Source organism: Neisseria sp. HMSC064E01, assembly GCF_001808875.1.
Taxonomy (GTDB): domain Bacteria; phylum Pseudomonadota; class Gammaproteobacteria; order Burkholderiales; family Neisseriaceae; genus Neisseria; species Neisseria sicca_A.
The window spans coordinates 97,516-106,512 of sequence record NZ_KV794946.1 but is presented as its reverse complement, the minus strand read 5'-3'; the positions used below and the strand labels follow the sequence as shown (position 1 = coordinate 106,512).

Here is an 8,997-nt window from a genome sequence, read left to right as displayed (position 1 = left end):
GCTTTCTCAGCCTCTTCAGCAGCTTTACGTTCCGCTTCTGCTTTGGCTTTCTCAGCTTCTTCAGCGGCTTTACGTTCCGCTTCAGCTTTGGCTTTCTCAGCCTCTTCAGCAGCTTTACGTTCGGCTTCAGCTTTGGCTTTCTCAGCCTCTTCTGCGGCTTTACGTTCTTCTTCAGCCTTAGCTTTGGCGGCTTCTTCGGCGGCTTTGCGTTCAGCTTCCGCTTTAGCTTTCTCAGCCTCTTCAGCAGCTTTACGTTCAGCTTCGGCTTTAGCTTTTTCAGCTTCCTCAGCGGCTTTGCGCTCTGCTTCTGCTTTAGCTTTGGCAGCCTCTTCAGCAGCTTTGCGTTCGGCTTCGGCTTTGGCATTTTCAGCTTCTTCAGCGACTTTGCGTTCTGCTTCTGCTTTGGCTTTTGCGGCCTCTTCTGCTGCTTTACGTTCTTCTTCAGCTTTGGCTTTGGCAGCTTCTTCCGCAACCTTACGTTCCGTTTCAGCTTTAGCTTTAGCTTTTTCGGCTTCTTCAGCAGCTTTGCGCTCTGCTTCGGCTTTAGCTTTCTCGGCTTCCTCAGTCGCCTTCCGCTCCGCTTGGCATTCGGCGTTGCATTCTATTTTGGGTTGATTGGTATCGCTTGAGGCGGTTGACGGTGAACTGCCGCCTCCACCGCCTCCGCAGGCGGCAAGTAACGATAGGGCAAGGTAAGACAGGATATGTGGATAGTTTTTCATCGTAATGTACTTTTATATTTAAAATAGTTATGTGATATTCATTTTATGGGCTTTTTTGTAACATGTCATTTATTTATTTGACGAACGGTACTTTTTGTTTATAAATAGTTTATTTTATTTGAATTTTTATGTTGCGAAATGGGTAAATTTTTAGATAGGAGGTTTTTTTGGTGGTCAAACGGTTGTGATTTGCTTGTGTTATAATCCGCGTTTCATACAGGTCGGACAGACAGTCGCCGCGTATCGCGTAAGGCATACGGGGAGGAAAGTCCGGGCTCCGCAGAGCAGGATGCCGGCTAACGGCCGGGCGCGGAAACGCGACGGAAAGTGGAACAGAAAGCAATACCGCCGACGGCCGCCTTCGGGCGGCACGGGTAAGGGGGAAAAGGTGCGGTAAGAGCGCACCGTGCACTTGGTAACAAGGCGCAGCAGGCTAAACCCCATCCGGAGCAAGACCAAACAGAACGCATTGACGCTGCTCGCCGAGCGTTCGGGTAGGTTGCTGGAGCGCATCAGTAATGGTGTGCCTAGAGGAATGACTGTCCGAGACAGAACCCGGCTTATCGTCCGGCCTGTATGTCCCGATTATCGAAAAGGTCGTCTGAAAATGATTTTTGGTTTTCAGACGACCTTTTACCTTCGATAACCCGTTTCATCAAACCTGTTCCCGCTTCACGGAATCCCCTTTTCAGACGACCTTTCCCCCGTCTCGCCCGCACGATTTACGGTATAATTCCCCATCTTTATCCATTGTTTTCCCAAGCATAAAACCATGACACGCAAAATCCTCGTTACCTCCGCGCTGCCCTATGCCAACGGCAGCATCCACCTTGGCCACATGGTCGAACACATCCAAACCGACGTTTGGGTGCGCTTTCAAAAACTGCGCGGCCACGAGTGCCACTACTGCTGCGCCGACGACACCCACGGCACGCCCGTGATGCTTGCCGCGCAAAAACAAGGCATCGCGCCCGAAGACATGATTGCCAAAGTGCGTGAAGAGCACCTCGCCGACTTCACCGGCTTTTTCATCGGCTACGACAATTATTACAGCACCCATTCCCCTGAAAACAAACAGTTTTCCCAAGACATTTACCGCGCGCTGAAAGCCAACGGCAAGATTGAGAGCCGCGTCATCGAGCAGCTTTTCGACCCCGAAAAACAAATGTTCCTGCCCGACCGCTTCGTCAAAGGCGAATGCCCCAAATGCCACGCCCAAGACCAATACGGCGACAACTGCGAAGTCTGCGGCACGACCTATTCCCCGACCGAACTGATTAACCCGTATTCCGCCGTTTCCGGTGCCAAACCCGAATTGCGCGAATCCGAACACTTCTTCTTCAAACTGGGCGAATGCGCCGACTTCCTCAAAGCATGGACTTCCGGCAACAACCCGCACGACGGCAAGCCCCATCTACAACCCGAAGCCCTCAACAAAATGAAAGAATGGCTGGGCGAAGGCGAAGAAACCACCCTGTCCGACTGGGACATTTCCCGCGACGCGCCGTATTTCGGTTTCGAAATCCCCGACGCGCCGGGCAAATACTTCTACGTCTGGCTGGACGCGCCCGTCGGCTACATGGCGTCGTTTAAAAACCTGTGCGACCGCATCGGCGTCGATTTTGACGAATACTTCAAAGCCGACAGCCAAACCGAGATGTACCATTTCATCGGCAAAGACATCCTCTATTTCCACGCCCTGTTCTGGCCCGCCATGCTGCATTTCTCCGGCCACCGCGCCCCGACCGGCGTGTACGCACACGGCTTTTTGACCGTGGACGGACAAAAAATGTCCAAATCGCGCGGCACGTTTATCACCGCCAAATCCTATCTGGAACAAGGCCTGAACCCCGAGTGGATGCGCTACTACATCGCCGCCAAACTCAACAGCAAAATCGAAGACATCGATTTGAACCTGCAAGACTTTATCTCGCGCGTCAACAGCGACCTCGTCGGCAAATACGTCAACATCGCCGCCCGCGCGTCAGGTTTCATCGCCAAACGCTTTGAAGGTCGTCTGAAAGACGTTTCAGGCAGCGCATTGCTGGCAAAACTCGCCGCCGAAAGCGACAACATAGCCGAGCAATACGAAAACCGCGAATACGCCCGCGCCCTGCGCGACATCATGGCATTGGCAGATGCCGTGAACGAATACGTCGATGCCAACAAACCGTGGGAACTCGCCAAACAGGAAGGTCAAGACGAACGCCTGCACGAAGTATGCAGCGAACTCATCAACGCCTTCACCATGCTGACCGCCTACCTCGCCCCCGTGTTGCCGCAAACTGCCGCCAACGCCGCGCGTTTCCTCAATCTGGACGCGATTACCTGGGCGAACACGCGCGAAACCCTAGGCGAACACGCCATCAACAAATACGAACATTTAATGCAACGAGTGGAGCAAAAACAAGTGGACGATTTAATCGAAGCCAACAAACAAAGCATTCAGACGACCCCCGCGCCTGCCGCCGAAGACAGCAAATACGAAAAAGTCGCCGAGCAGGCAAGCTTCGACGACTTCATGAAAATCGACATGCGCGTCGCCAAAGTATTGAACTGCGAAGCCGTCGAAGGCAGCACCAAACTCCTGAAATTCGACCTCGATTTCGGTTTTGAAAAACGCATCATCTTCTCCGGCATCGCTGCGTCTTATCCCAACCCCGCCGAGCTGAACGGCCGCATGGTCATCGCCGTCGCCAACTTCGCCCCGCGCAAAATGGCAAAATTCGGTGTATCCGAAGGCATGATCCTCTCCGCCGCCACCGCCGAGGGCAAACTGAAGCTCCTCGATGTCGATGCAGGCGCGCAGCCGGGCGACAAAGTAGGCTAAAACGCTGAAAAAAGCTGTCTGAAACAATCATGCAAGATGTTCGGACAGCTTTTTTTGTATCTTCAAACCAAGGAAAAACTGATGAAAAAACTGCTTTTTATCTTTTTGGGGCTGGCGGGTCTTAATACTTATGCCGCCGCTTCGACCTATGACGCAACCAAAGGCGCGCTACAGAATGATCCGATCCTGTGTCAGTATGGATACAATCCTAACTGCGGTTCCCAGCCACAATATCAGCAACAGCCTACAGAAATTATTGACGTTTATGTTCCGTCAAGATACGGCGCATGGGCGCTTAACCCTAAAACGGGTATTTCGGCAGATACAATCAATGCCCCCTCTCTTGAAGTTGCAAAGAAAGGAGCGATTGAAGCCTGTGAACAGGGGGGGCGTAATGCACCCTGTAAAGTATTTGCCTGGGTTCAGAATGGCTGTCTCGCAGTCGCACAGGGGAGTAAGGGTAAAATGCCAAAATTATACCCTGGAGATAGTAGACATCGTTACCGTGCCGAAGCTGAAGCATTGAAGCAATGTCGAGATGAGGGCGAGCCGCGATGTAAAATTGTCGTACCTGAAGGCTGCTCGCTGCCGTACTTATAATAAAAAGGTCGTCTGAAAGTTTTCAGACGACCTCGGTATCTAAAATCTTCATCATTTTCCCATCTGTTTTTTGAAAGCACCCCATATGAAAAAAGCTTTTGTATGTTCTTTGCTGCTCGCTGGTTTGACCGCTTCTGCCGCCGCCCAAAATCAAATCGGTGCGTCATCCGATGCTGCAGCAAATAAAAAGCTTGCCGCCGAGTGCGGGCAATTGTTTAAAGACACCAATACTTTGGCGAACGGTTCGCTTTGTTATCGGGACAATAAAGAGACCGCCGAATATTTCAACCTTTTGTCTATGGTTTTGTTGTTTAACCATCCGAAAGTCGATCAGTGCCGACAATATCCGAAACTGGAGGAAGAATTCAAAAAACAAAGCTTTTACCATCTTGAAGATAAAGAGTTGAAGCGCCTTTGCGCGGAAAGCCGTGAAGAACGCGACCGTTTGCGCCGCCAAGTAGAGGCGTATATGGACAGTAAGATAAAACAGTATGCGGAAGAAGAAGCGCCGCGCCGCGGTGTTCCCGTTGATGAATTGCTGCGTAAAACCGTTGCCGAAGAAACCGAACGCCGCGCCAAAGCCGATGCCTTTATCCGTCAGAAGGATGGCAGATAGGCTGTAAACGGGGAAAAGCCGATAAACATGGACGAGGTCGTCTGAAAACTTGGAAATCAGGTTTTCAGACGACCTTTTTAGCTTTTGGCAGATTGGTTTGCTAAGCTATCCGCTTTAAGCCAACTTGACGGCGAGTTCTGCCAGCCGTTTGCCTTGTGCGAAGGCGATGTCGTTTTCTTCGGCGGTCAGGACGGGTTTGCTGTCGTGTCCGGCGACGTGGGACGCGCCGTAGGGGGTGCCGCCGCTTTGGGTGTTGCCGAGGGCGGATTCGGTGTAGGGGATGCCGCTGATAATCATGCCGTGGTGCAGGAGGGGGAGCATCATGGTGAGGAGGGTGGTTTCTTGTCCGCCGTGTTGGGAGGAGGTGCTGGTGAAGACGGTGGCAGGTTTGCCGGCGAGTTCTGCGCCGAGCCACAGGGGGATGGTACCGTCGATGAAGTATTTCATGGCGGCCGCCATGTTGCCGAAGCGGGTGGGGCTGCCTAGGGCGAGGGCGGCGCAGGTTTTGAGGTCTTCGGCGGTGGCGTAGGGTGCGCCGCTGTCGGGGATGTCTTTTTCGACGGCTTCGCAGACGGTGGAGACTTTGGGGACGGTGCGCAATACGGCTTCGCAGCCTGCAACGCTTTCGATGCCGCGTGCGATTTGGCGGGCGAGGTTGAGGGTGCTGCCGTTTTGGGAGTAGTAGAGGACGAGGATTTTGAGGGGATTTGGGTTCATTTGGGTATTCCGTTACAATGGGGTTGGTTGAAAATCGGTGTTTGGCTGTTGAAGCTGTGTTTTCAGACGACGTAGAGTGCGCTGTGGCGTTTTCTGTTTTTTTATTTTTAATTGGTTATTTTTCGGGAAAGATTATGCCGTTTTTGAAATGGTGGCAAGGTTTGTCGGACAGTAAGGCGTTTGCTTTTGCGTGGTTTGTGGTCCGGCGTTTCGATGAGGAGCGTGTGCCGCAGGCGGCGTCGAGTATGACGTTTACGACGCTTCTGGCTTTGGTGCCGGTGTTGACGGTGATGGTGGCGGTCGCTTCGATTTTTCCTGTGTTCGACCGCTGGTCGGATTCTTTTGTTGCGTTCGTCAATCAGACTATTGTGCCGCAGGGTGCGGACATGGTGTTTGATTATATCAATGCGTTCCGCAATCAGGCGGGAAAGTTGACGGCGATCGGTAGTGTGATGCTGGTGGTGACGTCGCTGATGCTGATTCGGACGATTGACAATACGTTTAACCGGATTTGGCGGGTCAATTCGCAGCGGCCTTGGATGATGCAGTTTTTGGTGTATTGGGCGTTGCTGACTTTTGGACCGCTGTCTTTGGGTGTGGGGATTTCTTTTATGGTCGGGTCGGTGCAGGATTCTGCGCTGGCTTCGTTTGCGCCGCAATGGGCGGTGGGGTTACTGCAAACCTTGGGTACGCTGTTTTTTGCCACGCTTTTGCTGTGGGGGCTGTACCGTTTTGTGCCCAACCGCTTCGTGCCTGCGCGTCATGCGTTTATCGGGGCTTTGGTCACGGCGTTTTGCTTGGAGACGGCGCGTTTCCTGTTTGCTTGGTATATGGGCAATTTCGACGGCTATCGCTCGATTTACGGGGCTTTTGCCGCCGTACCGTTTTTCTTGGTGTGGCTGAATTTGCTGTGGACGCTGGTGTTGGGCGGCGCGGTGCTGACTTCGTCACTGTCTTATTGGCAGGGCGATGCGTTCCGCAGGGGATTCGATGCGCGAGGGCGGTTTGATGATGTGTTGAAAATCCTGCTGCTTTTGGATGCGGCGCAAAAAGAGGGTAAAGCCTTGCCTGTTCAGGAGTTCAGACGACATATCAATATGGGCTACGATGAATTGGGCGAGCTTCTGGAAAAGCTGGCGCGGCACGGCTATATCTACAACGGCCGTCAGGGCTGGGTGTTGAAAACGGGGGCGGATTCGATTGAGTTGAACGAACTCTTCAAGCTCTTTGTTTACCGTCCGTCGCCTTTGGGAAGGGACCATGTGAACCAAGCCGTCGATGCGGTGATGACGCCGTGTTTGCAGACTTTGAACATGACGCTGGCGGAGTTTGACGCTCAGGCGAAAAACCGGCAGCAGCCTTCTTGATTATGTTTTGAAACGGATAAAAGGTCGTCTGAAAACGGTTTTCAGACGACCTTTTGCTATAATCGGGCTTCATCGTCCTGCTCGGTTTGAAACCCTATGAAAACCCTCGTCCTCCTCCTGCTTTCCTTCTCCACTGCCACCGCTTTTGCCGCATACGGTTTGGGTTTGGGGCAGGAGCCGAAATATCCCGCCGACTTTCGCGCCTACGAATACGTCAATCCCGACGCGCCAAAAGGCGGCGTGTTTTCCCTGCCGATGCAGGGCGGCTTCGATACGTTCAACCCGTTTACCCTCAAAGGCGACAAAGAAGCCGGCGTCCTCAATCTGACCGTGGACATGCTTACGGACAACAGTTGGGACGAACCTTTCTCCATGTACGGGCTGCTGGCGGAAGACTTCTCACTTGCCGAAGACGGATTGTCGGCAACATTCAGGCTTAACCCGAAAGCCAAATTCCACAACGGCGATCCCGTCCTTGCCAAAGACGTAGCCGCCTCCTTCCGCCTGCTTACCCAAGACAAAGCCGCCAATCCCTTCTACCGCATATATTGGAGCGACGTTGCCAAAGTCGAAACGCCCGACGACAGGACAGTCGTTTTCCGCTTCAAACAGCGCAATGCCGAATTACACATGGCATTAGGGCAACTGCCTGTGTTTTCTCATAAAAGCTATCCCGAAGGTCTGGAAAAAGGCGCGAACAAAATGCCCATCGGCTCCGGCCCCTACCGTTTCGTCAAAGCAGACATCGGGCGCATGAGCGAATACGCGCGCGACAAAAACTACTGGGCGCAAAACCTCCCGACCCGCAAAGGCAGATATAACTTCGACACCGTCCGCTTCAAATATTTCAAAGACAACAGCGTCCGCCTTGAAGGCCTCAAAGCCGGACAATACGACTTCGTTTACGAAAATGTCGCCCGAAACTGGGCGCGGGGCTATTCCGACGAAATGCTCGCCAAACGCGGCATGGGCAAACACGAATGGATACAGAAAAGCGATGCCGGCATGCAGGGCTTCGTCATGAACCTGCGCCGCGCCCCGTTCGACAACATCCTCGTGCGGCAGGCGATGGTTGAGAGTTTCGACTTTGAAAGCATCAACGCGCGCATTTTCTACGGCGCATACCGCCGCAGCAACAGCTTCTTCACCAACAGCGAGATGGCGGCGACAGGCAAACCGCAAGGCGCGGAACTGAAACTGCTCCAGTCCCTCGGCAACACCCTCGATCCCGCCGTCCTGAACCAACCCGTCCCCGAGCCGCCTCAAACCGACCCGAAAACAGGCATACGCCCCAACCTGCTCAAAGCCCGCGCACTCTTGGAAAAAGCAGGCTACCGCTATAAAAACGGCAAACTGACCGACAGCCAAGGCAAACCCCTGACCTTTGAGTTCCTGACCGCCTCCAAAACCTACGAACGCATTACCGCCAAATGGCAACGCGACCTCGCCAAAATCGGCGTAACCATGAACATCCGCGTTACCGACCCCGCCTTATACCAAAGGCGGCTCAACGATTTCGACTTCGACATGACCATTACCGCCTATGCCAACAGCGAAAGCCCCGGCAACGAACAATACGATTATTTCGGCTGCGAAGCCGCCAAAATCCCCGGCAGCCGAAACCTCGCCGGCGTGTGCCGCCCCGAAGTCGAAAAGTTGCTCAAACATTTCGGCAGCTTCACCAACCGCGAAGAGCTGAAAACCACCTCCCGGGCACTAGACCGCACCATCCGCCACCAATACATCATCGTCCCCGCCTGGTACGCCGACCGCTACCGCGTCGTTTACCGCAATAACCTCGGCATCCCGCAACAACTGCCGAAATATTACGACCCGGTATTTTTTTCGCTGAGTAGCGGGTGGTGGAAATAGGAGGGGCAATCCGTAGCGTGGGCTTTGCCCGCGAAATGAATGCCGAAATGAAAGTCCATTCGACTATTATCTGATTTGGATTGTTAGGTGGTAGGTTTCGTGGACGAAGCCCAAGCTACTTCGGTTATCCCAAACCTGTTTTGATTGAATAAACGAGGTCATCTGAAAACGGGGGTAGAACGAATTTCTCTAAACCCCAAATCCCAAAGTTTTCAGACGACCCTATTTTTACCTGCAACCCGCCCCCTCTCCCGTCTGGCGGGAGAGGGCTGG

General features: G+C 53.2%; 6 protein-coding genes, 1 other RNA gene and 1 pseudogene. 6 read left to right on the top strand and 2 right to left on the bottom strand.

Annotated features, from left to right (window positions below):
• Positions 1-722, bottom strand: a pseudogene (locus HMPREF2572_RS14620) (hypothetical protein); the annotation flags it as partial.
• Positions 723-939: 217 nt separating this feature from the next.
• Between HMPREF2572_RS14620 and rnpB the strand changes: the two are divergent.
• From rnpB to HMPREF2572_RS09090, 4 genes are all read left to right on the top strand, one after another.
• An RNA gene (rnpB, locus tag HMPREF2572_RS09105) (RNase P RNA component class A) lies at positions 940-1,301 on the top strand.
• A 193-nt stretch (positions 1,302-1,494) separates the two neighbouring features.
• Positions 1,495-3,552, top strand: coding sequence for a methionine--tRNA ligase (metG, locus tag HMPREF2572_RS09100; RefSeq protein ID WP_070497907.1), 2,058 nt, complete (start codon positions 1,495-1,497; stop codon positions 3,550-3,552).
• A gap of 81 nt (positions 3,553-3,633) precedes the next feature.
• Positions 3,634-4,152 carry a DUF4189 domain-containing protein gene (locus HMPREF2572_RS09095; protein ID WP_070497925.1) on the top strand — a complete coding sequence of 173 codons (519 nt, stop codon included), beginning with the start codon at positions 3,634-3,636 and terminating at the stop codon, positions 4,150-4,152.
• Between the two features lie 85 nt (positions 4,153-4,237).
• Positions 4,238-4,768 (top strand): hypothetical protein, encoded by a 531-nt coding sequence (locus tag HMPREF2572_RS09090; RefSeq protein ID WP_070497905.1) that lies wholly within the window; start codon positions 4,238-4,240, stop codon positions 4,766-4,768.
• Positions 4,769-4,882: 114 nt separating this feature from the next.
• Here the strand turns inward: HMPREF2572_RS09090 and wrbA are convergent, their stop codons facing one another.
• On the bottom strand, positions 4,883-5,485 hold the full coding sequence (wrbA, locus tag HMPREF2572_RS09085; protein ID WP_070497903.1) for an NAD(P)H:quinone oxidoreductase: 603 nt from the start codon (positions 5,483-5,485) through the stop codon (positions 4,883-4,885).
• 134 nt (positions 5,486-5,619) lie between these two features.
• Here wrbA and HMPREF2572_RS09080 point away from each other — a divergent pair, with 134 nt between their 5' ends.
• Positions 5,620-6,852, top strand: a complete 1,233-nt coding sequence (locus HMPREF2572_RS09080; RefSeq protein ID WP_070497901.1) for a YihY family inner membrane protein — start codon at positions 5,620-5,622, stop codon at positions 6,850-6,852.
• A 96-nt stretch (positions 6,853-6,948) separates the two neighbouring features.
• Positions 6,949-8,724 (top strand): extracellular solute-binding protein, encoded by a 1,776-nt coding sequence (locus HMPREF2572_RS09075; RefSeq protein WP_070497899.1) that lies wholly within the window; start codon positions 6,949-6,951, stop codon positions 8,722-8,724.
• Positions 8,725-8,997: the final 273 nt, after the last annotated feature.

Coding starts and splice junctions, on each gene's coding strand:
- metG (WP_070497907.1), top strand. CDS start 1,495: ATGACACGCAAAATCCTCGTTACCTCCGCGCTGCCCTATGCCAACGGC.
- HMPREF2572_RS09095 (WP_070497925.1), top strand. CDS start 3,634: ATGAAAAAACTGCTTTTTATCTTTTTGGGGCTGGCGGGTCTTAATACT.
- HMPREF2572_RS09090 (WP_070497905.1), top strand. CDS start 4,238: ATGAAAAAAGCTTTTGTATGTTCTTTGCTGCTCGCTGGTTTGACCGCT.
- wrbA (WP_070497903.1), bottom strand. CDS start 5,485: ATGAACCCAAATCCCCTCAAAATCCTCGTCCTCTACTACTCCCAAAAC.
- HMPREF2572_RS09080 (WP_070497901.1), top strand. CDS start 5,620: ATGCCGTTTTTGAAATGGTGGCAAGGTTTGTCGGACAGTAAGGCGTTT.
- HMPREF2572_RS09075 (WP_070497899.1), top strand. CDS start 6,949: ATGAAAACCCTCGTCCTCCTCCTGCTTTCCTTCTCCACTGCCACCGCT.